20 protein-coding genes are annotated in these 23,288 nt (G+C 65.8%); 9 read left to right on the top strand and 11 right to left on the bottom strand.

Translation table 11 applies throughout. The features are described from left to right. Nucleotides 1-29 precede the first annotated feature (29 nt). Complete coding sequence (locus tag QQ25_RS03505) at nt 30-632, top strand: TetR/AcrR family transcriptional regulator (RefSeq protein WP_039377182.1); 603 nt, start codon at nt 30-32, stop codon at nt 630-632. Between the two features lie 76 nt (nt 633-708). On the opposite strand, the gene QQ25_RS03500 is transcribed toward QQ25_RS03505, so the two are convergent. Then, the gene (locus tag QQ25_RS03500; protein ID WP_052235650.1) at nt 709-1,329 is read right to left on the bottom strand and encodes a rhomboid-like protein; all 621 of its coding nucleotides are present in this window, start codon (nt 1,327-1,329) and stop codon (nt 709-711) included. A 271-nt stretch (nt 1,330-1,600) separates the two neighbouring features. Between QQ25_RS03500 and QQ25_RS03495 the strand changes: the two genes are divergently transcribed. The 3 genes from QQ25_RS03495 (at nt 1,601) to QQ25_RS03485 (ending at nt 5,519) form a co-directional block, all read left to right on the top strand. Next, entirely contained in the window at nt 1,601-2,086 is a 486-nt protein-coding gene (locus tag QQ25_RS03495) for a MarR family winged helix-turn-helix transcriptional regulator (protein ID WP_039313438.1), read from the top strand. A 129-nt stretch (nt 2,087-2,215) separates the two neighbouring features. Next, nucleotides 2,216-4,741: an arylsulfatase gene (locus tag QQ25_RS03490; RefSeq protein ID WP_039377180.1), complete on the top strand. Its 2,526-nt coding sequence runs from the start codon at nt 2,216-2,218 to the stop codon at nt 4,739-4,741. Nucleotides 4,742-4,901: 160 nt separating this feature from the next. Further along, nucleotides 4,902-5,519: a maleylpyruvate isomerase family mycothiol-dependent enzyme gene (locus QQ25_RS03485; RefSeq protein WP_039377179.1), complete on the top strand. Its 618-nt coding sequence runs from the start codon at nt 4,902-4,904 to the stop codon at nt 5,517-5,519. Here QQ25_RS03485 and QQ25_RS03480 read toward each other — a convergent pair. Together QQ25_RS03480 and QQ25_RS03475 are read right to left on the bottom strand one after the other, a co-directional pair. Continuing rightward, nucleotides 5,516-6,373, bottom strand: a complete 858-nt coding sequence (locus QQ25_RS03480; RefSeq protein ID WP_052235594.1) for a hypothetical protein — start codon at nt 6,371-6,373, stop codon at nt 5,516-5,518. The two genes, QQ25_RS03485 and QQ25_RS03480, sit on opposite strands and share 4 nt — an antisense overlap. Before the next feature lie 99 nt (nt 6,374-6,472). Further along, nucleotides 6,473-7,156: a VldE C-terminal domain-containing protein gene (locus QQ25_RS03475; protein ID WP_039377177.1), complete on the bottom strand. Its 684-nt coding sequence runs from the start codon at nt 7,154-7,156 to the stop codon at nt 6,473-6,475. 268 nt (nt 7,157-7,424) lie between these two features. Here QQ25_RS03475 and QQ25_RS03470 point away from each other — a divergent pair, with 268 nt between their 5' ends. After that, the gene (locus QQ25_RS03470; RefSeq protein ID WP_039313429.1) at nt 7,425-8,279 is read left to right on the top strand and encodes a helix-turn-helix transcriptional regulator; all 855 of its coding nucleotides are present in this window, start codon (nt 7,425-7,427) and stop codon (nt 8,277-8,279) included. Nucleotides 8,280-8,342: 63 nt separating this feature from the next. Here the strand turns inward: QQ25_RS03470 and QQ25_RS03465 are convergent, their stop codons facing one another. The 4 genes from QQ25_RS03465 to QQ25_RS03450 form a co-directional block, all read right to left on the bottom strand. Next, on the bottom strand, nt 8,343-9,197 hold the full coding sequence (locus QQ25_RS03465) for a helix-turn-helix transcriptional regulator (RefSeq protein ID WP_052235593.1): 855 nt from the start codon (nt 9,195-9,197) through the stop codon (nt 8,343-8,345). A gap of 53 nt (nt 9,198-9,250) precedes the next feature. Further along, nucleotides 9,251-9,712, bottom strand: coding sequence for a hypothetical protein (locus QQ25_RS03460; RefSeq protein ID WP_052235592.1), 462 nt, complete (start codon nt 9,710-9,712; stop codon nt 9,251-9,253). A gap of 263 nt (nt 9,713-9,975) precedes the next feature. Continuing rightward, nucleotides 9,976-12,252 (bottom strand): hypothetical protein, encoded by a 2,277-nt coding sequence (locus tag QQ25_RS31500; RefSeq protein ID WP_157847796.1) that lies wholly within the window; start codon nt 12,250-12,252, stop codon nt 9,976-9,978. A 476-nt stretch (nt 12,253-12,728) separates the two neighbouring features. Then, nucleotides 12,729-13,445, bottom strand: coding sequence for a GntR family transcriptional regulator (locus QQ25_RS03450; protein ID WP_039313419.1), 717 nt, complete (start codon nt 13,443-13,445; stop codon nt 12,729-12,731). A gap of 177 nt (nt 13,446-13,622) precedes the next feature. On the opposite strand from QQ25_RS03450, the gene QQ25_RS03445 reads away from it, so the two are divergent. Genes QQ25_RS03445 through QQ25_RS03430 form a run of 4 tightly spaced genes read left to right on the top strand, consistent with a single transcriptional unit; the run spans nt 13,623 to nt 17,991 of the window. Next, nucleotides 13,623-14,600, top strand: a complete 978-nt coding sequence (locus tag QQ25_RS03445) for a phosphate/phosphite/phosphonate ABC transporter substrate-binding protein (RefSeq protein WP_039377170.1) — start codon at nt 13,623-13,625, stop codon at nt 14,598-14,600. A gap of 6 nt (nt 14,601-14,606) precedes the next feature. Continuing rightward, nucleotides 14,607-15,419 (top strand): phosphonate ABC transporter ATP-binding protein, encoded by an 813-nt coding sequence (phnC, locus tag QQ25_RS03440; protein WP_039377168.1) that lies wholly within the window; start codon nt 14,607-14,609, stop codon nt 15,417-15,419. Further along, the gene (gene phnE, locus QQ25_RS03435; RefSeq protein ID WP_039377164.1) at nt 15,416-17,002 is read left to right on the top strand and encodes a phosphonate ABC transporter, permease protein PhnE; all 1,587 of its coding nucleotides are present in this window, start codon (nt 15,416-15,418) and stop codon (nt 17,000-17,002) included. The genes phnC and phnE overlap by 4 nt, the downstream gene beginning before the upstream one ends. Then, the gene (locus QQ25_RS03430) at nt 16,978-17,991 is read left to right on the top strand and encodes a zinc-binding dehydrogenase (RefSeq protein WP_039377161.1); all 1,014 of its coding nucleotides are present in this window, start codon (nt 16,978-16,980) and stop codon (nt 17,989-17,991) included. The genes phnE and QQ25_RS03430 overlap by 25 nt, the downstream gene beginning before the upstream one ends. A gap of 91 nt (nt 17,992-18,082) precedes the next feature. On the opposite strand, the gene QQ25_RS03425 is transcribed toward QQ25_RS03430, so the two are convergent. The 4 genes from QQ25_RS03425 to QQ25_RS03410 all read right to left on the bottom strand — a co-directional run bounded on the left by QQ25_RS03425 (nt 18,083) and on the right by QQ25_RS03410 (nt 23,131). Next, the gene (locus QQ25_RS03425; RefSeq protein WP_039313408.1) at nt 18,083-18,961 is read right to left on the bottom strand and encodes a glycoside hydrolase family 16 protein; all 879 of its coding nucleotides are present in this window, start codon (nt 18,959-18,961) and stop codon (nt 18,083-18,085) included. 87 nt (nt 18,962-19,048) lie between these two features. Next, nucleotides 19,049-19,498: a cupin domain-containing protein gene (locus tag QQ25_RS03420; protein WP_039313405.1), complete on the bottom strand. Its 450-nt coding sequence runs from the start codon at nt 19,496-19,498 to the stop codon at nt 19,049-19,051. 76 nt (nt 19,499-19,574) lie between these two features. Further along, nucleotides 19,575-21,101 carry a PE-PPE domain-containing protein gene (locus tag QQ25_RS03415; protein ID WP_082017393.1) on the bottom strand — a complete coding sequence of 509 codons (1,527 nt, stop codon included), beginning with the start codon at nt 21,099-21,101 and terminating at the stop codon, nt 19,575-19,577. A gap of 176 nt (nt 21,102-21,277) precedes the next feature. Then, nucleotides 21,278-23,131, bottom strand: a complete 1,854-nt coding sequence (locus tag QQ25_RS03410) for an Hsp70 family protein (RefSeq protein WP_039377155.1) — start codon at nt 23,129-23,131, stop codon at nt 21,278-21,280. Between the last annotated feature and the right edge of the window lie 157 nt (nt 23,132-23,288).

The raw sequence follows: 23,288 nt of genomic DNA, 5'->3' as shown, positions 1-23,288 counted from the left end.
GCGCGGTTACCTCGGCCGCGGGCACCAAGTTGAACAAGCGCGGCCTCGAGACCCGGGCGCGCCTGCTCGACATCGCCATTCGTTGTTTGGCAGACAGTGGCGGGGAGCCGGTGTCGGCCAATCGCATCGCCAAAGACGCGGGCGTCACCTGGGGTACGGTGCAGCACCAGTTCGGTGACCTGGACGGCCTATGGGTGGCGGTGATCACCGAGATCCATTCCCGCAGTTGGGCATCCAATCCCGATGACGCACAGCCGCCTCGCACCGGCACCTTGCGGGAGCGGGTGGTGGCGGCCGTCGACTCCATCTGGACCTATCTGGACACCACCGAGGGGCGGGCACTCACCGCGCTGCGCACCTCACTGCCGCCGCGTCGTTCCGACATCGCGGCCGAATATCCGCGGACAGCAGCAGCTTTCGCGGCCCGCGAACACGACTGGATCGAAGGCTTCGACTATCTGATGGACGGGCTCGATCTCGATCCCGAGCAGCTGTACCGGGTGCGGTGTCTGCTTCCCGCCGCCATCCGGGGGCTGAGCAACGAGCGTCAGATGGGCTTTACGTCAGACCTGGAGATCGCCCGCGCGGCGCTGACCGATGCGGTGGTGGCGTTGCTGGCCCTACCGCGGTAGTGAGGTGCGACGACTGCCCGCCGGTTTCTACACCCAGGCGGTCGACCGGCGCTCGCCACGACCCTGCGGTAGAAAACTACGACGGCGTGGCGCCAACCCTCCCCCGCGTGAGCGGATAACAGCACAGCCCGATCAGCAACGCCGATACGTGGCCGATCGCGGTGAAGTCGACGTTGCTCACCAAAGCGGCGCCGAAGTAGACGAACACAGCGCCCAGATACAGCCACCGCCAAGGCCGCACCATTCGATATGCCAGCACGGCGCCGACCCCGGCGAGGAAGTAGCTCACCCCGACATCGCGGACGTGAACCAGCCCCTCGGGAGCCAGGTGATGGTCGATCGCGAGGTAGAGCAAGCCTTCACTGATGTAGGTGGCCAGCACATGGGAGATCAAACCGACCGCCAGCCAACGAATTTGGCCGAGCCAGCGTTCGGCCGGGGCAAGAATGAGGGTGAACAGCACCAGGTATGGCGTCCAGAATTTGCCATCGATCCAAAACAAGCTCGTGAACAGCACGTAGAGCGGGTCGGTTTCGAGGTGGTGGATGTTGGTCGAGCTCTCGACCAGAAGGTCGTGCAGCTTCCGCCCATGGGTCTGGCGCTGGATGATCGTGGTGACCAGCAGAACCGCCAGCCAGGCATAAGTCAGCGGGGCACTGTGCACATACCCCCACACCGCCCTGGGCCACGACTTCAGCACGCCATTCAGTATGTGCCTGACAGCTGTACAGGCGCGCCAATCCGGAAGCAGTTGTGCGTCAACCTGTTCTGTCGGCCACGGAAACACCACCACCAGATGAATCCAATCGCACCTGACCCGGATCGGCCTCAGCAACGAATTCCTTTGACGGAAAACACTTTCCCAATCGGCGATGCTGCGCACTCGCACAGCAACAAGAAGGACCCGGCCCATGGCCGTGCCGAAAATTCTCAGCCACCACTGCGGCGATGCGTGGGATACTCACTGGATGGGCAGCGCGCCGCAGCACGAGATGACCCGAACCCCCGTCGACGAGTTGTCGGCGTTCGAAGTGGCGACCCGAGATCTGGTGGGCGTGGCCCTGCGGAGCGTGGACCAATTGGAGATTTCTCTTCCGCAGTTCCGGCTGCTGCTCGTCCTGCAGGAGCGTGGGAAGTCGACGTCGACGGAATGCGCCCAGGCACTCGGTGTCGTCGGGTCGACGGTGACGCGGTTGGCAGACCGGTTGGACGCGTCTGGTCATCTGGTCCGCGGGTCCGATCCCACCAACCGCAGCGTCGTCACGCTGTCGCTGACCGATCGCGGTCGCAAGCTCGTACGCCAGATCACGACTCGCCGCCGGCGCGAACTGAGCAGAGTGCTCGACCGCCTCGACCCTGCGGAGCGCGCGGCATGCGCATCGGCTTTGCGGAGTTTCCATGAGCTACTGGCCGACGACGCTGCCGACGACCTGAACCGCCCGATACCGCTGTAGGGACCTCACCCGAAACGGGCGAAGGCCGGCGTCGCGAAACGCCCTGGCGCACAACGGTTCACGATTACGATGAAGCCGATCGGCGATTTGCCGGGACGGTGGGCCCGTTCAGGAATAATGTGAACCAACATGGAATCGAACAACGATGACATGACCGAGACCGATCGTGATCAGCGCGGCAAACTGTCGAGACGTTCGATGCTGGGGGGCATCGCGGCCGCCGGAGTAGGTGCGGCCACCGTGGGTGCGCTGGCCACCGGTTGTGACGACTCCGACAAGGCCGGAAAGCCGGGCGCCAGCGGACAGGCCGGCCCGCCGGACTATGGGACCGGCATCAACGAGGGCTTCAACGGGAAGATCGAGCTGGATGTTCGTGATTCGAAGCCGGACTGGAAACCCTTCGAGCTCAAGCATGCACCGGAAGGCGCTCCCAACGTCCTGGTGGTGCTCTTCGACGACACCGGTATGGCCTCGTGGTCGCCCTATGGCGGCCGGATCAACATGCCGACGCTGCAGAAGCTGGCCGACAACGGGCTCACCTATTCGCAGTGGCACACCACGGCGCTGTGCTCGCCCACCCGCTCCTGCCTCCTGACCGGGCGCAACCACCACGTGAACCGCTTCGCCAGCATCACCGAGGGTTCCGACGGCTTCCCGGGCGCGGCTGCCCGGCTGCCCGCGCAGTGCGCCACAGTGGGGCAGATACTGCAGGACAACGGCTACAGCACATTCTGGGTGGGCAAGGACCACAACGTGCCGGAGGAAGATGTCTCCAGCGGTGGAAGCAAATCGGAGTGGCCGCTGCAGAAGGGCTTCGACCGGTTCTACGGCTTCATCGGCGGCGAAACCAACCAGTGGTATCCGGACCTGTCCGAAGACAATCGGTTCATCGACCAGCCGTACCCACCTGAGCAGGGCTATCACCTGTCGAAAGACCTTGCCGATCAAGCGATCCGGATGCTGCGCGATCAACGTTCCAGCAATCCCTCCAAGCCGTGGTACATGTGGTTCTGCCCTGGGGCGAACCACGCGCCGCACCACAGCCCCGAGGAGTACTCGGCAAAGTACAAGGGCAAGTTCGACGACGGCTATGAGACCTACCGCGAGTGGGTGCTCAACCGGATGATCGACAAGGGCATCATGCCCAAGGGCACCGAACTGACCCCCATCAATCCGCTGCCCGAGGACGTGGCATCTGATGCCGACGCGGTACGGCCGTGGGACTCCCTGAACCCCGACGAGAAGAAGCTGTTCTCACGGATGGCGGAGGTATTCGCGGGTTTCTCGGAGTACACCGATGCCCAGGTCGGCCGGGTCGTCGATTATCTGGAACAGACCGGACAGCTCGACAACACCGTCATCTTCTACTGTGCCGACAACGGTGCGTCCGGTGAGGGATCACCGAACGGCTCGGTCAACGAGAACAAGTTCTTCAACGGCTACCCGGACGACCTTGCCGAGAACATGAAGATGCTCGACAAGCTCGGCACTCCCGACACCTACAACCACTATCCGACAGGCTGGGCGGTGGCGTTCTCCACACCGTTCCAGATGTTCAAGCGCTACTCCCAATTCTCCGGCGGGACATGCGATCCGATGGTGATCCACTGGCCCAAGGGCATCAAGGCCAAGGGCGAGGTGCGTCACCAGTACCATCACGCCACGGACGTCGTCCCGACCATCCTCGATGTCGCGGGTATCGAGATGCCGGAGGAATATCGCGGCATCAAGCAGTACCCGGTCAACGGGGTTTCGATGCGGTACAGCTTCGACGGCGCGGACGCGCCGACCGCCAAGAAGCGGCAGTACTACGCGATGTTGGGCACCCGGGGTATCTGGCAAGGCGGCTGGAAGGCATCGGCGCTGCACGCGCCCATCAGCGGGAAGGGCCATTTCGACCAGGACAAATGGGAGCTCTTCCATGTCGATGAGGATCGCTCCGAGGCCAAGAACGTCGCTGATCAGAATCCGGAGAAGCTCAAGGAATTGATCGACGCGTGGAACGAGGAGGCCAAGAACAACTACGTCCTGCCCCTCGACGACCGCGTCCCGGTCGAATTGATCACCATCGAGCGGCCACAGTTCGAACCGCCCCGCACTCGCTACGTCTACTACCCGGACACCGCCCCGGTACCCGAGGGAGTGGCGGTCAACATCCGCGGCCGCTCCTACAAGATCATCGCCGATGTGGACATGACCAAGGATGCCCAGGGCGTGCTGTTCGCGCACGGTTCTCGCTTCGGCGGGCATTCGCTGTTCATCAAGGACAACAAGCTGCACTACGTCTACAACTTCCTGGGTATCAAACCCGAGCAGGTGTTCGTCTCCGGCCCACTGCCGGAGGGCAAGCATGCACTGGGCATGGAGTTCATCTGGGAGAAGAAGGGCGAGCACGGCGAATCCCTCGGAACCACAATCGTTTACGTAGACGGCAAGGAGGCCGCGAAGGGACCGATGCGCGCCCAATCCGGCAAGTTCACGCTCGCCGGCGACGGGTTGTGCGTCGGGTTCGACAGCGGCGACAACGTGTCGTCGCTCTACCAGAATCCCGGACGGTTCACCGGTGGCACCATCAAGGGCGTCGCGGTCGATGTGAGCGAGGAGAAGTACATCGACCTCAACCAGGAGGCGCAGGCCGCGTTCGCGACGGACTGATGGTCGAGGTGCTCTGAGGCCGGAGACTCCGTTGGAGAACCCTGTGACGAATGTGTCGCTTCTCGAGGTGACGGCGCGGTTCTGACGCAAGAGCCTGCACGTTCGTCACAGGGTCCGGCCCGACTACTTTGTTCAGGGAATCCTGACGATAGGAGCGGCCATGGACTCGGACACGATCTGGCGCAACATCGATGAACAGCGGGGGCAGCTCGCCGATCTCCTCGACACGCTCCAACCCGATCAGTGGTCGACACCGTCACTGTGCGCGGGCTGGACTGTGCGCGAGGTCGCGATCCACATCACGCAGTCCCATGCGAGCCTCGGCGAGATGTTGCCTGCGGCATTCAAGTCGGGCTTCCGGTTCGACGCCATGGTGCGCCGGGCAGCGCTGGACGACCCCGCCGATCCGGCGGCCATCACGGCGCGGCTGCGCGCCATGGCAGGTTCGCGCAAGCGGCCACCGATGACCAAGGAAGTCGATCCGTTGATGGACATCCTGGTGCACACCCAGGACATCTGCATACCACTCGGGATCGACCGGCCCATGCCCGTCGACGCGGCCGTCGTCGTCGCACAAAGGTTGTGGCACATGAAGTTTCCGTTCGCGCCACAACGGGACCTGCCGGGTTACCGCTTCGTGGCGACCGATGCCGATTTCGCGGTGGGCCCCGAGTGGGGCGGGCGCCGTGAGGCGCCGATCCGTGACCTGGTGCTGATGTTCGCGCGGCGACGCGACGTGCCCGACGCCGAACGCGAACCAGACGACGCCGCCGATTAGCCCTGCCGCGTGGCGGACTCGTCGTCCTCGAAGAACTGCCGGATGGCGACAAATCCCCCGCGGCGATATGCCTCGTAGGCCCAGATCGCGGCGATGATCGGCAATGGCCCGAATGCCACCCACCACCGTGCCGCCGGCGGGACCAGTTCGGCGATCACCTGAGAGCTGGGTTGACCGTCGACGACGGCGGGCAACCATTCGTGCAACAGGATGGTCAGCATCCGGGTCGCCTCGAACGGTCCGGCGATGGTGGCCAGTACCCAGCTCAGGCACGCGATGATCAGCGCCCACGGCCAGGCCAACAGCAGCGACTGATCGTCGACGATGTCGGCGGCCGATCGGATCGATTCGGCGATGAACGCGAAACCCAGCGCCACCAGCAGCACACCGATCTGGGCGGCCAGCAGATCGTCGAGCACCGAGTTGGCCAGCTCATCGCCGCTGCGCGTCGGCAGCCCGAACGCCAGGGACAGCAGGCCGGCCAGCAGAGCCAGCAGCATCAGCGCCGAGGTGGAGTCGTCGATACGCATGAAAGAGTCGGTCAGAATGCGCATCACCAGGCGCGAGGACGACGCAGGCCGAGTCCGGTACAGGATCATCACCACCAGCCCGGAGATGACGATCGAGAACAACCAGGCCACCGCGGCCGCACAGATGATCACCAGAGCCAGTGAGCCGATGACCGGGACCAGTTGCTCGTTCGCGATTTCCCCGTTTCGCACCACCAGCAGTGGCACCACGCCGATGGCCACCAGCCCCAGGGCACGCACCAGGATCGGCAGGGTGAATCCGGCGATGTCGCCGGCGTCGAGGTCAGGGTCGGTGCGGCGAATCGCGGCGATCTCCGCGCTCATCACAGAACGCGCCCGGCGGAACGAAATTCTGCGCGCCACGACGCGAATGTAAACGGAGGGTGCAGTCCTGATCGCGGGACACGCTGGGCGAACGCGGACTCAGCGCAGGTAGAGCTCGTCGCCGCTCGGGTAGCCGCCACCCTTGGTGGTCAGGTGAACGTGGTCGTAGTGGCCGTAGCCGCCGGATTTCGCTCCGCCGCCGGGCGTGTAATAGGTGCCGCGCCAGATGGCGTCCTGCAGGGCGAACCGCTCGGCGTTCTTCAAGGCGTAGGCGACGATCCGGTTGCCGAGCTCGATGCCGTGGGCGCTGCTGGGGTTGGGGATCATCACGTCGAGGGCCAGGCCGTTGGGATGCCAGCGCAGCGCGTCGGGGCGGACGCCACCGATGTCGCGGATCTCAGGGAAGTCCGCGCTGACGCTGCGCGACGCGAGGATGGTCTTGACCTGCAGGCCCCGCTCGGGCGCGTCGCCGACGGGCAGCAACTGCGGGATGTTGATGACGCGCCAGCGTGAGGCTGCGGCAGGCGGTGCCTGATCGGCGCTGAGGCCCACGGTTTGTGCAACAGCAGGCGATGCGGATGCGGCGGGCGCAGCCACGATCTCCATGCAGCACGGCGGCGCCGGGGCCGGCGCGGGGGCTGCGGCAGGTTTGGCTTCGTGCGCGAACGGGGATGAAGGAACATCACTGGCGCTTGCGAAGAACGCAGCGACCGGCGCGATGACGGCAGCCGCAACGGCCGGCAGTTTGCGCTGGCCTGGGCTGGCTAATGAGTGTCGGCCCACACGGGCACCATACGGGCCTTTCTGGGCGTTGCAGCAACTGCTCCCCTGTTCTGAGAGTTTCCTTAAATGACTGTCAAGCACATTTGCGGCGTGTTTTCCGAGGTCAAAGGTCACGAATTGGTCACGGACGCGCCGGCTTTCTAAGAATCCCATTTCGGTCGCGAGCGGTACTTCAATTCAAAAATCACCACCTTGCTACCCGCCGCTCGTTACGCTGCGATCCAGATTTACGCGGCCGCAAATCGCGCAGGAGGTTTCGCGGGTGGCAATGAAGCTGTGGAACGGCGACCGGCCCCAGACCCGCCGCGTCGTGCTGGGCGAGAGGACCATCGCGACCCGCGGCATGTCCGTCAGATTCGCCACCGAGCAGATCGACACCGCGACCGATTGGTGTTGCTGCGACGTCACCCGTCACCTGGTCTTCGTGCACCGGGCCGGCCGCCTGCGCTCGATGGAGACCGACCTGGACTGGGGCCCGTCGGGCCGGGGCGTGCCCAACGTGGGCGACATGTGGGTGGTGCCGGCCGGTGACAAGTGCGCCTCGCTGGTCGAAGGGGATACCGCGGAATATTGCGAGATCGCCATCCCGGAACAGCTGCTGGGTGCGACGACGCTGATTCCGCGCGTCAGACACCGCGACCCGCTGATCCATCAGATGGTCGAGCGCATCCACGCCGTCTCCGATCGCGACGATGCGCTCGCGCGGTTGCTCACCGACTCGGTGAGCGAAACTCTGCGGTTCTTGATCACCGATATGTACACGGTGAATCCACCGCCACAGACCAAGCGGAGGCCCCAGATCCTGGATGCGGCTGCCCGCTCGATGATTGTCGCGTTCCTCGAGGACAGCCTCGATTCCGAGATCACTCTGGAATCACTTGCCCAACAGGCGAATATGCCGGTGGGCGTGTTCATCACAGCATTTCGCGCGGCATTTCACACGACTCCGTACCAGTACCTACTGGACCGGCGGATCGAACGTGCCAAGTCTCTGTTGCGACACACCACGCGGACCGTCACCGAAATCAGTGCGATGGTGGGGTTTTCGACGCCGAACCACTTTGCCACGGCGTTTCGGCGCCGGGTCGGGGTGTCGCCCCGCGCGTACCGAGGCAACCGCTGAGCGCGCAATCGGGTGGCCAGTCAGCCAACTCATCAAACCCACGCCGCGCAGCCTGGCATGTACTCACAGGCTCTTGCGGAACACGCTGGGTGAGACCCCGACGCGCCGCTTGAATGCCGTCGCGAAATGACCGGGTGTCGAAAATCCCACTGAAACAGCAATTTCCGCGATGCTCCGCGAGGTGGCCGCCAGAAGCACCTGGCTGCGGTCGATCCGTCGGTCAAGCAGGTACTGGTATGGAGTGGTCTGAAACGACCGGCGGAACGCGCTGATGAACCCCTGGACCGACATCCCCGTCAACCGCGCCAGGGCATCGACATGAATATCCGAGTCCAAGCTGTCGTTGAGGTACTCGACGAGCATCTTGCAGGTAACGGCATCGAAGGTGCGGCACTCGCGCTGAATGGGCGGCCCGACTGTGCACTTGTCTGCGACCAACAGACGCAGAGTCTCAGCGGCAGAGTCGGTCAGCAACCGCGCGATGGCATCGTCACGATCAGCGACGCTGTAGATCTCCTCGACAAGGCGGTGAAACAGCGGATCCCGGTACTTGATACGCGGCAGCAATGCGGTATCGCCGATGACTCGCCGCGGAATCGCAATCTCGCAAATGCCCGCGACTTCACCTTGGACCAGAGCCGCACAGTGGACGCCGGCGGGCTTCCACCAGATATCCCCCGCCATCGGCGGCACCTGTCCGGACGGGCCCCAATCGAGGGCGGACTGTATCGAATGCATTGCACCGCCCCGATATACGTACACCAGATGATGGGTGTCGTTGACGTTGCACCAATCGGTGGGTTCCGAGATCTGCTCCCTCAAGAACGTCATCGACAATTCACGTGAAGCAACATCCTTGCGTTCCAACACAATGCGCGGGGTCATCGGCCGATCCCCGTCCCATGGCTTCATCCCCATACGACCAACTCCCAGCACACGTTCACGATCGACGTCGGCCCCCGCAGCCCAACTTACTTGCAGAGCGCTTCGATCCGCTCGGTTTCGGTTTGCGCCTTCTGCAGCAAGCCGGCCTGATCGGGTGCATCGTTGCCCATGCCGGCCAGCGCGTTCACCGCAACCGTCTGCAGGGTGCCGGCGAATTCCTTGACCGCATCGTTGAGGTCGCTCGGTGCGGCCGGATCGATATTGTCGAGCAGATACGTGCCACCGCCCAGCATCGACAGCCGCGCATTCGCCGCAACGGCCTGCCCCGAGGTTGGGTTGTCTTCCGGCTGAGTGTGCGTCTGAATGGCGACCCCGGAGGCGACCTTCTTGAAGTTGTCGCAGGTACGCGTGCGGGCGGCACTCACCTGCTCCGAGGTCGGTGTCAGCGCCGGCGTCGCAACACCGTTGGATGCCTCAGGCTTGTGCAATAGGGCCGAAATCGCGACCCCGGACGCGGCCAAAGCGGCGACCAACGCGACGATCGCCACGACGAGTGGGGTACGGCTGGGCTCTGACATAGTCGCGATGTTAACAGTGGCTTTAAATGAAAAATGGTAATTCACAGATCTTTTCGATCTACTCCTCTCAAACTAGCTGATCTGCAACGCAATCCACCCCCTCCGAGATGGCGGGAGGGGGTGGATCGTCGTTGTCATGACCGGCTAGCGCGGAATCCGATTGCCGAAGTCATGACTAGATTTGGCGGGTTGCACTGGCCCACCGATAATTTGGCCGCAATGGCGAGTTGGACTCAGAGGCCACCTCCGGCACCGCCGGCGCCACCGGTTCCGCCGTTCCTACCATCGCTGGAAGCGTTGCCCGATTCTCCGGTGCTGCCGGGGCGGCTCCCGCCGAATCCCGTGCCTCCGGTGCCGCCCGTACCGCCGGAGCCGGGGGGTTTAGTGCCGGCGATTCTGCTGCCGCCTCTGCCGCCCGTGCCGCCCGCGCCACCGTTGATTCCGCCGGCGCCGCCGGTGCCGCCGGTACCGCCGTTGGCCGCGCCACTGGTGGAGCTGCCTGTGGCGGAACCGCCCGAGCCGCCGGTACCGCCGGCCCCGCCGGTGCCCAGAATTCCGGTGCTGCTACCTCCATTCCCGCCGCGGCCGCCGGTGCCCTGGAGAGCTCCGAACGTACTGCCGCCGCCGCCTTGCCCGCCGGTGCCGCCCTGGCCGAACACCTTTCCACCGGTGCCACCGTCGCCGCCGGTGCCGCCGGTCTTGCCCTGACCCGATTGACCATTACCGCCCTGACCGCCGGTGCCACCATTGCCGACGAGGGAGATCGCGTCACCACCGCGGCCACCATTGCCGGCCTCCCCAGCGGTGGCTGCGCTGCCGTTCGCGCCGGCACCTCCGGTTCCACCGCTGCCGAACACCGTGCCGCCGGTCCCTCCGTCCCCACCGGTGGGATTGTTGGCATTGCCGGCACCGCCGGTGCCGCCGTTGCCGATGGCGCGGGCATCACCACCGGCGCCGCCACCGGTCCCACCGGTGCCGCCGTTACCGGCGAGCAGGCCACCCAGGCCGCCGGTCCCACCGGTCCCACCGGTCGTCCCGGCTGCCCCACCGGTGCCACCGTTACCGAACCCGCCGGCGTTCCCACCGGCTCCACCGCTGCCGGTGTCGAACCCGGCTCCTCCGGCACCGCCGTTGCCGAAGATGCCTCCCGTGCCACCAACACCACCATCGAGATGCTCGGCAGTGCCCGCACCGCCGGCACCACCATTGCCGATCAGACCAACGCTGCCGCCCGAGCCACCGCCGAAACCGTTGCCGCCCTGACCCATTAACAGTCCGCCTCGACCACCGTCGCAACTGGACGCGCAGTCGCCGGCCACCGTGCCGTAGCTGTAGCCCTTCCCGATCAACAGCCCGGCGTTGGGATTCTCAGCAGTCCCGTCACCGACGAACATCCCGATCAGTCCGCGTCCGCCCGCGCCGAGTCCGTCAAGATCCACCCCGGCCGGCTTGTCGGCCGGACCGCTACTCACCGCAGTAGCCAAGGACTCACCGCCACCCGACCGGCTCACCGAGTTGACCTGTGCACCAGTCGAGCTCGCAGTACTCGCACCGCCGCCGATCAACCCGCCCAACGCTCTGCCGGCCGCGTTGAACGCTGCTTCCGGCAGGCCCTGCAACCCTGCCGCGATACCCGTCGGGATGGCGGCCAACTCGTTGGGCGTGGGCCACCCGGTGGTCATTTGGGTGGCGAAGTCCTGCAGCGCTGCCTGGACCGTGCCCCCGGTCATGATGTTCTGTGCTCCCGGGGCCGCAATGGCGCTGGCCAGTTCGCGGGGCAGTGTTTGCACGAGCAGACCTAAGAAGCCGCCGCCGGTGATGATCGAGGCGGCGGGCCCAAGCAGGCCGTTGACTCCGCCCACCCCGTTGAGGACCGCGTTGCTTACCGCTACCGGCAGGTCAGCGAGGGCAGCGATCGTGCCCACCCAATTACCGCTGGTGGCTGCATCAAGGGTTGCCTGCAGGTCGGCACCGATCGCGCCGGTGACCGCGGGAAGCATCCCCTGTATCACCACCGACCCCGCGGCGGTCACAAATGCCCCCGTTAGGTAGACGGCCGCGGCCGCGAGGCTGGCCGCGATTTGCTGTGGGATCGCCAGCGCCAACTGCATCGGCGACAACACTTGGAAGAACATGTTGAAGATCGCGCTGTTCACACCAGTCATGAACCCCACAGCATCACCGGCGTCCAACGCGGCGATCGCGGTCTGCATGGTCGCCGGGAACGTAGTCCCGAAATACGCCACCGCACCCGTGGCGGCCCACTGAAACGCCCCGATTTCAATCGAGGCGTATTCGATCAGATTGGCCGCGACCTGCCGCAGCAGCGGCGCCGGCAACGCCCACGCTTCCTGCCCCACCGCAGTCACGTTGTTGGTCGCAGTGATCACGGTGTTCAACCAGGTCTGCAATGGGAACGGTGCAGCCACCAACCCGACATCCGCCTCCATCACAGGAGCCCGCAGGTCACCCAGATTCGGATCAACGGGACTGACCGGACTCAAAGCCATCGCGCCAGCACCAACAAGCGCGGTGGTGGCGGTAAGGCATGAACGAACAGATACTTCCACTTGGACTTCCCTTCTAGACGCAGTTGCAACGCTGGAGATTGGTGAAGTTGCGTTCTGAACCGACACCGGCGTTCAGGCCGACGGGCGAAATGTAGTCCCGCCGTCGCACCGATACGAGCCTTTTTCTGAAACACGTTTCAGTGTCGGATTGTGAACGTGCACATTCTTTTTCACCATGTAGCCAGAATGCGAAGGCGCCGATAGAACGACGCGACCAACCGCAGTTCAGAGGCTGATCGGCCCGCCGCCGTCATCGACCGACAACAGTTTATTGTTCGCCGCGCTTTAATATTTTGAACATTACGACCCGTAGCACCTGAGGCCTCTAAGCGGGCCGAGTCAGCCCCATTGTGAGGCTGCCATGCATTTTCGGCTAACCACTTGGTAGGGCCGACGGTCAGCCAGAAAGAAGACTCCTAAGACGCGGTCATCACCGCGGTGAAAGTCATCCGGTCACCCCGGTACAGGGAGCGCCGTTGCTCGATCGGAATTCCGTTCTGGTCATAGGACACTCGATTGAGCAGGAACATCGGGGTGCGGCTGTCGACGGTGAGGAGTGCCGATTCCCGTGCGTCCGGAAGCGCGGTGTCGATGGTGTCGACGGTCCGCTCGAAGCGAATGCCGCGGCTGCGGATCTCGGCGTAGAGCGACTCGCGGTAATCGAAGCTCTCCCGCAGTCCCGGGTAGCGTTCGGCCGGCAGCTTGGTCGTTTCCAGGCCTACGCGGATGCCGTCGGTGGTCAGGACACGCTCCAATTGCAGGATGGGTGCGCCCACCGTGATGGCGAGCTTCGCGGCCAGGATGTCGTCGGCGATCAGATCACTCCAGCCGACCAGGATGCGCCCGCCCGTGCGGCCCTGCTCCTTGACCGCCTCCGTGTAGGACCCCATGGACAAGGGTTGCAGGATCTTGGGCCGCGCGACGATGGTGGTCCGGCCCCGACGTTCAATACGACCGGCCAACAACAACTCTCGCATCGCCTGGCGAACGGTCTCGCGAGCGACGTCGAAGCGTTCGGCGATCTCCCGCTCGGCCGGGAACGGGTCTCCGACCTCCAGGTCGTCGAGCAGCCGCTCCAGTTGCGCGCGGACAACCTGGTGCTTGAGAACCCTGGGTTCTGCACTCGCGGACACCCGCTCACAGTAGCAAGTCTTGGTATAGACCAAGACTTGCCGCGTTGTTAACCTCCTCGCCAACTTGGATGCACCCGCTGGTATAGACCAACGCACAGGGTGTGGGGCATGGCAGTTCTCCGCGTCCGCAGCAGCGCTGCCCATCAAACGACCCCGCCCCGAAAGGTCCTCCGCGCCATGAAGTTCCGCAGCTCTCCTTCCTCAGCCCGCATCGCTGCCGTCGCAGCCGCCTGTACCGCACTGGTGTTGTCCGGCTGTTCGAGTTCCGACAACACCGACGCCAAGACCGCCCAGGGCTTCCCGGAAACCCTCACCCTGGCCGCGATTCCGGCCGAGAACTCCACGGACCTCAAGGCCAGCTACCAGCCGCTGATCAAGCTGCTGGAGAAGGAGACCGGCGCCAAGGTCGAGTTCGTGCAGGCCTCCGACTACGCCGGGGTGGTCGAGGGCATCATCGCCAACAACGTCGACCTGGCCTTCTTCGGGCCCTTCGCCTATGTGGTGGCCGGCGTCAACGGGGCCAAGATGACTCCGGTCGGCGCGGTGATCCAGGAGCAGGGCGCCAAGCCCGGCTACCAGTCCTACGGTCTGGCACGGGCGAATGAAGCGAACATCAACGGCCTCAAGGACTTTGCCGGTAAGAAGGTCTGCTTCGTGGACCCGAGCTCGACGTCAGGATTCCTCTATCCGACCGCCGGGCTGATCGAGGCGGGAGTGATCAAATCCGGTTCCGAGGGCGACCTGTCTGCGGCTATGTCCCCGATCTTCGCCGGTGGCCATGACTCCTCGGCCCTGGCAATAGCCAACGGTGATTGCGACGCGGGCTTCGCCTTCGACACCATGGTCGACAAGACGATGATCGCCAAGGGTGACCTCAAACCCGGCCAGCTCAAGACGGTGTGGAAGTCGGAGATGATCGCCGGTTCGGTGTTCGCCGCCAACGACTCACTGGGCAGCGAGGCCATCGGCAAGCTCAAGACCCTCTTCGCCGACAAGGTCAACGTGCCCAACCTGGAAGCCGAGGGGTTCTGCGAGGGTGACGCGTGCCGGATCACCGACGAGCGCGCCTGGGGATTCGTACCGGTCGAGGACTCGGACTACAGCGGCGTGCGCCACGTCTGCGATGTCACCGGCTCCGAGAAGTGCAAGGGCTGAAAACCCATGAGCACCAGCGGACCGCATCATCCCGTCGCGGGCGACGATCTCGTCGTCATCGCCCGCGACGTCACGAAACGCTTCGGTGACACCCTCGCCCTGGACCAGGTCAGCCTCGACGTCCGGCGCAGCGAGATGCTGGTGCTGCTGGGACTGTCGGGCTCGGGCAAGTCCACCCTGCTGCGCTGCCTCAACGGGCTGCAACCGGTCACCTCGGGCAGCGTCGAGGTAGGCGGCACCCACGTGGACACCGCCTCAGCCAAGCAACTGCGCGCCCTGCGCCGCAACGTGGGATTCGTGTTCCAACACTTCAATCTGGTCGGGCGGTTGAGCTGCCTGGAGAACGTCCTCATCGGCGGCCTCGGCCATCTGAGGCTCCCCCGCTACGGTGCGCTGACCTACCCCAAGGCGATGCGTGCCGAAGCCCTGGCACATCTCGACCGGGTGGGCCTGGCCGACTTCGCCGACCGACGGGCCGACACTCTCTCCGGCGGGCAACAGCAGCGCGTCGCGATCGCGCGCACCCTGATGCAAAAGCCAGGGCTGCTGCTCGCTGATGAACCCGTCGCCTCGTTGGATCCCGAAAACGCCGGTGTGGTCATGGATCTGCTGTTCCGGGTGTGCATCGAGGAGAAGCTGACCGTGGTGTGCACACTGCACCAGGTGGACCTCGCATTGGGCTGGGCGCACCGGCTGGTGGGCCTGCGCAACGGGCAGAAGATCCTCGACCGGCCCGCGGTCGGGATGAGCCGCGAGGACGTCATGGAGATCTACCAACGCGTCGACCCCGCAGTGCAGTCGGCGGCCCGGCCCTCGTGAGCACCGACCTCACCGAACGCCCGGTCGTCTCCACACCGCCGCGCAGAACCCTGCCCGGGCTACTGCACCTCGTCACGGTCGCCGCACTGCTGGCCACGATCGTCGCGGCGTGGTCCATCGACTTCGCGCCCGGGACACTTCTGGACGGGGCCGACGAGGTTGCGGCGCTGCTGGAGCGGATGATTCCGCCCCGCCTGGATGATCCGGGACGGATCGCCGGGCTGGCGGTCGAGACCCTGCTGATGGCCGTGCTGGGAACAGTGCTCGCCGCGATAGCCTCAGTGCCGCTTGCTTTCCTGGCCGCCCGCAACACCACGCCTCACCCTGCGGTGCAGGCCGTGGCTCGGGCGATCATAACGTTCTGCCGCGCCATGCCCGACCTGTTGTTCGCCGTGCTGTTCGTCCGGGCCCTCGGAATTGGTGTGCTCCCAGGCATTCTCGCGCTCGCGATCCATTCGATCGGCATGTTGGGCAAGGTGTTCGCCGACGCCATCGAGCAGACCGATCCCGGTCCGCGCGAGGCGGTGCGCAGCACCGGCGTCGGCTACTTCCGTGAAATGCTCAACGCGGTCGTCCCTCAGGTGGTGCCCTCCTGGATCGCGACGTTCATCTACCGCATCGACATCAATCTGCGCATGTCGGTGGTGCTCGGCTTCGTCGGTGCCGGCGGGATCGGCTTCGCACTGCAGGATGCGTTGCGGGGCTTGATCTATCCGCGGGCGCTCGGCATCGCCTGCGTCATTCTGGCGATCATCGCGGCGATGGAACTGCTGTCCATCGTGATCCGCCGGATGCTGCTGGACTCTGCTCACTCGAACCCCACCCGGGAGCGTGCTGCGAGGTTCGCCTTCGGCGGTGCGCTGGCCGGCGTGTGCGTGACGGCCCTGGTGGCGCTCAAGATCAATCCCGTGTCCCTGGTGACGTGGGTCGGGCCGGCCATCGAGGTGTTCACCCGGATGGTGCCGCCCAATTTCGGTGCGCTCGGTGGCGAATTGTTCGCGGCCGCAGGTCAAACCGTCGCGATCGGCGTGGTGTCCACAGCGATCGGCGTGGTGCTGTCGATCCCAGTCGGAATCCTGGCCGCCCGCAACGTCACTCCCCACCCGGCGGTCTACTGGGCGGCCCGGGGGTGGATTCTGTTGGTACGGGCGGTACCTGAGCTGATCCTGGCCGTGGTGTTCGTCGCCGCATTGGGTCTGGGCCCCATCGCCGGCACCTGCGCCTTGGCCATCGGCTCCATCGGATTCCTTGGCAAACTGGTCGCCGACGCGGTCGAGGAAATCGACCCGGGACCGCTGGAGGCGGTGCACTCGGTGGGCGGCGGGTGGTGGAAGACGTTGTTCGCCGCGGTCATTCCGCAGGCGATGCCGGCGATGGTCGGGTCCAGCTTGTACATGTTCGACGTGAATGTGCGGACCTCGACCATATTGGGCATCGTCGGTGCGGGCGGTGTCGGCTACCTGCTGTTCGAGTCGATCCGCACGCTGAACTTCGACATCGCCGGCGCGATCGTGATCGTCATCTTCATCATCGTCTATGCCATCGAAAGGTTGTCCGGATGGATCCGATCCCGCCTCGTGTGACGGCGGCCGCGGTGTGGACCGGTTCAGGCGTCGATGTCGGCCCCGTCCCGATACCCGCACTCGGTACCGGCGAGGTCCTCGTTCGGGTACGGCTGGCCACAGTGTGCGGCAGCGACTTACACACCGTCACCGGCCGTCGCCCGGCGGCCTGCCCGTCCATCCTCGGCCACGAGGCCGTCGGCGACATCGTCGCCACCGGTCCTGACACGGACGCCCAAGTCGGGCAACGCATCATCTGGTCGGTAACGGTGGCCTGCGGTACCTGCCAACGGTGCCGGTCCGGCCTGAGCGCCAAATGCCTGTCGGTGCGCAAGGTCGGCCACGAAGCGTTCGACGGGGACTGGCCGCTATCGGGTTCCTATGCCGAACATGTGGTGCTGCCCCGCGGCACCACGCTCGTCGCGGTCCCCGACACGCTGCCCGACGCCGTCGCCGCACCCGCGGCGTGCGCGACGGCGACGGTGATGGCCACCCTGGAAGCCGCCGGCGAATTGACGGGCAAGCGGGTGCTGATCGGTGGGGCGGGCATGCTCGGACTCACGGCGGTCGCCGCGTGTGCCGAGGCCGGGGCAGACGTGCAGGTTGTCGATCTCGATGCCGACCGGCTGGCGTCGGCGTCGCAGTTCGGTGGCCGCGTGTCCGACGGAGGTCTGGTCGATGTCGCGATCGACTACACCGGGTCAGCACAGGCCGTCGCGGATGCACTGGGACGCCTCGACATCGGGGGCACCCTGGTGCTGGCCGGTTCGGTCACCCCTGGGCCGCCGTTGGCCGTGGATCCGGAAACCGTTGTGCGGCAATGGTTGACGCTCACCGGCGTGCACAACTACGAACCGCGACACCTCCACCGGGCCGTCGACTTCCTCGACCGGACCCGCGAACGCTATCCGTGGTCCGCGCTCGTCACGCCGCCTGTGCCGCTGTATCACATCGCGTCGGCACTACGACCTCCGCCTGCGGGCAAGCTCCGCACTGCGATATGTCCCTGATCGGTGCCGTCAAAAATTTTGACGTTCTTCCCGAGCAACACAACTCAAAGAGAGCGCGAAAAGGCGCGTCACAAACGCAAAGCGAGAAAACTCAGCCCTGGAAAACGCGGATCCAGTCGACCAGCATCTCGGCCGGGTAGTTGCCCCCACTCGGATCGCGGCCACCCGAGCCGCCGACCGCGATGTTGAACACCGGCACCAGCGTGTAGCCCGGATCGTTGAAGGGCCAGTCCTGCAACGAGTTCGCCGGAACCTCGAAGAACGGTTCCATGCCCGGGGCATAGTCCTTCCAGAAGTACATGCCCGTCGGGGTCCACGACATGCGCCAGGTGTGCCACCCGCTGTCGATGGGGTGCGGGTTGGTGGCGAACGATTCGCCGTCCAGCCGGGCGTGCACCGTGCTGCCCGACGGCCAGTCCCGGTTGCCGTACCACTCCACCAGGTCGACCTCGCCGCCTCGGACGGGATCGTCGTTGAGGAGCCAGAACGCGGGCCAGGCACCGTCGGTCAGGCAGTTGAGCTTGACGCGGGCCTCCCAGGTGGTGCCGATGCCGCCGCGCCAGTTGCCGACGACCTTGGCGCTGGCGTACTTCTCCTGCACCGTGGTGCCGGGGCCGCGCGTCGCGCGGATCACCAGGTTGCCCTTGCCGTCCTGGAACGCGTGGTCGGTATCGGTGACGTAGCGGCCCATGTTGAACGGCTTGTCCCACTCGACCGGGTTCTTGATGGTCTCGCGCTCCGGAATCAGGTGCCACCACGCCGGGTCGGGCGGAGACCCGGCCGGGCCGTTGAACTCATCCTGGAACAGGAAGGTCGGCTGCGCTGCCGCGGCAGCGGGCGGAGTGGGCGCTCCGGGGGCAGGCGCAGGCGGGTTATCGCCGATTGCCGGGTCGGCGTTGGCCACCCCGGCGGGCAATGCAGCCGCTGCCGCCCCCAGACCCATCATGAACATCACACTGCGACGATCCATCTCAGGCACAGCAGAACCTTAACCGAACTCTTACCCAGATACCTGACCCCTGCCCAAAGTTTCGCGACACCAGATGCGTTTGCCCAGCTAGGAACACACCGCAGGCGCGTCGTCACGCACCGGAGCGTCGGCGGGCAGCGTGTAGGTCACCACGACGTCGGCGTCGGCGGCGCCCTCGTTGGTCACTCGATGCGGCACCCCGGCGGGAACGACGACCGCCTGGCCCGCGGTGTACTCCACAGGCGCACAATCGGCCGCGGTTTGCACCACCACCGCCCCCTGGTTGATCACCGACTGCTCCCATCCGGGATGACTGTGCCAACCGCTACCGGCGCCCGGTTTGAGCAACAGGCCCTGCACATGCAACGTGGTGGGCTGGCCCGCGGTGACCACCCAGATCGGCGCAGTGGTGGTGCCTTTGCCCAGATCGGTGCGCACCACGTCCCCTTCGGCGGGGGTGGCCGCAGCCGGTGCGGGCAGTGCGCCCGCGGCGAGCACGGTCAGAGATCCGACGATGACGGCATGAATGCGGTTCACGGTGCCTCCCGATTGTTGATCGAAAGGTACAGCCGAGGCGACGGCTCGGCAGCGCATTCCGCAGGCTCGACGCCGGTCAGTCCCCTGATGCGGCCTTGGGCGAGACCTTCGACTTGTTGGCCTCAGCAGTATCGCGATCGCCACTGGTGAGACCCCGAGCCGCCTTCTTGGCCGCTGCCCGGACGTCGTCAGTTGCCTTGTCCACCTGCGTGCGCAGGTCCTTGGCCGCGTTGCCAACCTGGGTGCGGACACCTTTCGCCGCAATGCGTGCCGGGGTGCGAACCTTGGTTGGTTCCGGCAGCTCGGCCCGGACAGGCTTCTTCTCGACCGGCCGCGCGAGCTTCTGCACCGCGGTCTCCGGCGCCTCCCGCGCCTCCGTAATGGCCAGCGGTGCAGCCGTTTCCGGTGCGGCATCTTCTGGTTCCGGGGCACCGGGAAGAAACTCGTCGCGGAACCCGCGCACCAGAGCGCGGGCGACATCACCGGGCACCCGCAGGTAGTCCGCCGGCGAATCCAGCGGGAACTCCGAAAGCAACGGGGTGGGATCGCCCGCGGTGTCGTAGGTGCGGTGATAGGTCCCGTCAGGCTCACGCACCACATCGGAATAACCGATGTCGACAAGGATCTGCACCGCGGGCTGAATCGCGTCCGCGAGCGGGGTGTCCAGGTTCCAGCCCGTTACGGCGTTGATCACCCGGACCGGTAGGCGCATCGGCTCCAGCAGGGCGAGATCATTCGGGACCGCGGTCAGGTAGTAGCTGCCGCCGGTCGGCGTGACGTCGATGAGGTTGCCCGCCAGGATCGCTCCCACGTTCAGCAGCACGTCGTTCGGGGCATCGCCCTCGATCTCGACTCCGCCGAGCAGATTCGTCAAAAAGATGGACGCGGCTATGGAATTGGCCCATGAGACCGGATTGAGAGTGACGGGCGCATCGGACAGCACGTCATACGCCCAGGTGACGTCCACGGTCGCGGTGTTGAGGTCGATGCCGGTGGCGGGGTCCGGTACCCGTCCACCCGGCGGCGTCACGGTGTCGACACCGAAGAGGTCCGCAACCGGCGCGAACCGGGCGAACAGACCACCGTTGGGCCGACTTGGATTGCGCAGCAACACCAGAACGAGGTTGGTGGTATTGGTGCGTTGCCGGCCCAGAACGACAGGGCCGGGTTGCAGTGCGTCGTAGCCCTCCCAGGTGTCGCCCTGCGCACTCGATCGCAGTGCCTGGTAGGCCCGTGTTGCCGCGAACGAGCCGAGTCCGAAACCGACCACCACCCCGGCCCTGCTGTTGATGAGCGGCGGTGCGACGAAGCTGATGTCGTTGATGGCGTTGTTGATGTCGACCGAGTTCGACGGGACGTTCACGATGTCGACGCCGAGGGGGTCGAGGATCGCCCGCACCTCCTCGGGCAGCAGGTCGTTGATGTCGACGCCCACCGCGTCGAGCGCACGGAACAACGGGCCTGTCGTGAACACGCCGTAGGCCGCCTCGGCGGGAGGCGTCGACGGCACCGCGGTGCCAACGGTCAACGCCGTGGCCACGGCCGCGGCCGCACCCACCATCGCGAATTTCCGAACTGGTTTGCCCCCACCCATTCCCACCATGGGCACAGACGTTACGCCGCCGTCAACTCACTGTATTGACAATGCGCACAACACGTTTCGAACCTCAGAAGACAAGTCCACGGCGACGACGAATCAGCGAAGGCGGATCGCCCACCATGGATCGCCGCAACCTACGCCAAATACCACTCACCGCAACCACAGCAACGCCGAAGGCGTCACGGATACGGCTGGTACGGGTACTGCGGTTGCTGCTGGTAGGGGTACTGAGGCTGTTGCTGGTACGGGTACTGGGGCTGTTGCGTCTCACCACGGTTCGGCACCTGGATCGGAATCGGTACCGGCACGAACGGCACGGTGACGTACGTCGTCGTCATCGGGTTCGTCGTGGTGGTGGTTGGTGTCGGCGTGGTCGTCGTGGTTGTCGGCGGCGTCGTCGTTGTCGTTGTGGTCGTGGTGGTCGTGGTCGTCGTGACGGGGGGCGGCGTCGTGGTCTGCGTGACGACGTGGGTTTCGGTCACCGGCGGCGGCGGTGCCTGCGTCACGGTGACCGGCGGCGGCGGTTGCGTCACCGGCTCAGGCGCGGGCGGCGGTTCGGCCGGGGCCGGCGGCGGGGTCTCGATCGGGCTGGGTGACACCTCCTGCGGTGGCAACGGCTTGGGCTCGGGCGGCTTGACCTCTGAACTCGGCGCGGTGCCCGTCGCGCTGGTCAACGCGTATGTCACGCCACCGATGGCCACCACGACCAGCGCCGCGGCGACCACGAAAACCGTCAGCGGCAACCGCTGCCAGCCTCCGCTCGGCTGCTCGATCGGCCCCGTCGGCGGCACGTACTGCACAGCCGGACGCGCCGCGGTCTCGCTGCCGTAGGCGTCCACGAGGTCGGGCCCGGTGTAGGGCACCACATCGTCTCCGGCGTCGTCCTCGGACCAGGCCAGCGCGCGGAACGTGGAGGAGCCCTCGGATGATCCTCCTGCGCCGGAAGGGATTCCGGCCGGCGGCAGCACAGCCGCCACACCCAGGGTGGGGGCCACACCGGTTTGCGCGTCCGAGTCGGCGAGATACGCGGCCGACAGCGCGGCGCCGATCGCAGCATCGAGAGCAGGCTGCGGCGTGGTCACCACCACGGCCTGCGAGTGTTCCGAAAGCTGTTGGGTGACAAGCGGAATACTGGCACCGCCGCCGATGGTCACCACTGCCGAGACCGCGGCCCAGCTGATCCCGTTGCGTTCCAACGCTTTTTCCAGTGCGTCCAAAACGCCGGCGAGCGGGGCCTGCATCAACGATTCAAGCTCGGTGCGGGTCACGCGCACCGTGGCCGAGTAGCCGGGCAGTTCGACCACGAGATCAGTGGCGGTATCCGCCGACAGCCGCTCTTTGGCCTGACGGCACTCCTCACGCAACCGGGCCAGTGACCCGACCGCCGCGGTACCCGCCGGATCGATTCCACCGGCCTGGGCCACGCCGTCGAGCACGTGCGTCAGCAGCGCCTGATCGATCTGGTCACCCGAGAAATCGGGATGGCGGGTGGTCTCGTCGATCGGCTCGAAGGCCGACGCGGCGTCGGCCAGCGTGATGCTGGTACCGCCGCCGCCGAAGTCCAGTAGGGCCACCACGCCGTTGGACGGCAGTCCGGGATTGGCGCGCAAGGCGGCCAGGGAGGCGACGGCATCGGGAACCAGCCGCGGCGGCCTCCCGTCACGGGAAAAGCTCGGGTTGGTGCGCAGCGCATGGCGCAGGGCACGCAGTGTGGGCGCTCCCCAATGCGCGGGGACGGCGATCGCCAGCTGATCGGAGGGCCCGCCGGCGAGCTCCACCATGGCGTCGAGGGCTTCGACCAGGAGGGTATCGGCGGGATAGGACGCGCCGTCGGGCGCCACGAGTGGTACCGGATCACCGACCCGCTCGACGAACCCGCTCAACGTGACACCGTGTCCGGATTCGGGCACGCCGACCTGCGGCGTCCGGTCCGTCGACAAGGTCAACACCGAACGCCGGCTGACAGGTTGATTGCCGACGCGCGCCGCAACCAAGTTGGTGGTCCCGATCGACAACCCCAACGGGCCGCTCATAACGCACGCCACGATAGCCGTCCTGCGGCGCCTGGGCCTTCCGACACTCCGTGAGACCGCCGCCAAGCACGTTCCGCCGGAGCGGTTTTGGACGCGTCAGCAACGCTCATGCGCCGCACAGGAACAGTGATGGTCACTGCAGATGCGGAGCGGAAGG

The sequence above is a fragment of the Mycolicibacterium setense genome, from assembly GCF_000805385.1.
Taxonomy (GTDB): domain Bacteria; phylum Actinomycetota; class Actinomycetes; order Mycobacteriales; family Mycobacteriaceae; genus Mycobacterium; species Mycobacterium setense.
The sequence above is the reverse complement of the archived record's forward strand: the minus strand, read 5'-3'. Positions and strand labels throughout refer to the sequence as shown.